The following is a 1,150-nucleotide window of genomic DNA, read 5'->3' on the forward strand; positions in this document are numbered from 1 at the left end:
AGCCTAAAGCGCGTCGCGATCTTTCAGATTCGCTCCATGCGCTTTAGGTTTTGATTTTGCGCATGTCTTTATCCCGAACCGGGTCCCACTTTCGGGAGACATGCTTTAACCGCCCGATACTTTTCCTGGAATTGCTACTGGCTCGAGGAGCTGTGCTGGTCGCCGAAGATGCCGCGCTGGCTGACCTGGATGCCGGCCGGACCCAGAATGATGGCGAACAGAACCGGCAGGAAGAACAGGATCATGGGCACGGTGAGCTTCGGCGGAAGCGCCGCGGCCTTCTTTTCGGCAGCGTTCATGCGCATGTCGCGGCTTTCCGAGGCGAGGACGCGCAGCGCGTGCGCCACCGGCGTGCCGTAGCGTTCGGCCTGGACCAGGGCCTGCGACACCGACTTCACCGATTCCAGGCCGGTACGGCTTGCCAGGTTTTCATAGGCGATCTTGCGATCCTGCAGATAAGACAGCTCGGCATTGGTGAGCACGAATTCCTCGGCAAGCGCCACGGACTGCGCGCCGACTTCATCGGCAACCCTGCGCAAGGCCGCTTCCACCGACATGCCGGATTCCACGCAGATCAGCATCAGGTCGAGCGCGTCCGGCCATGCCAACTGGATCGACTGCTTACGCTTGGTCGCGCGGTTGTTGACGTAGAGGATCGGCGCGTAGAAGCCGCCATAGGCGACAACGACACAGACGAAGAGCTTGATGGAGGCCGGCTGCTGAGGCAGGCCGCCGAGCACGAACAGATAGACGGCCGCCAAGGCAAAGCCGACGAATGGCAGGACGAGGCGGAAGAACAGGAAGCGCGTCAGCGGGTTCTGGCCGCGAAAGCCGGCGACCTTGAGCTTCTGGACGGTGTTTTCGTCGGCAAGGGCGCGCCTGAGATCCAGGCGGTCGACGATGTTGCGCATGCCGATGGACTGCTCCTCGCGCAGCCCCTTGCGACGGCGGTCGGCCTCATTGGCCAGCCGCGCACGCTGTTCGGCGCGCAATTTGTCGCGCTCGATCGCCACGGTCTTCATGCGCGACTTGAGCGACGTGCCGCCGAACGCCGGCATGAGCGTGAAGACGGTCGCAAAAACGGCAATGCCGACCAGCATCGCGATCAGGAAAGAAGGGTCGGTGAGTGTTTTTACGACCTGCTCTGTCA

1 protein-coding gene is annotated in these 1,150 nt (G+C 62.3%); it reads right to left on the bottom strand.

The window, feature by feature from the left end:
• Positions 1 to 134 precede the first annotated feature (134 nt).
• A partial coding sequence (locus EOD07_RS35210; RefSeq protein ID WP_164772882.1) for a type II secretion system F family protein occupies positions 135 to 1,150 on the bottom strand: 1,016 nt, incomplete at its 5' end.

The organism is Mesorhizobium sp. M2C.T.Ca.TU.002.02.1.1, from assembly GCF_003997225.1.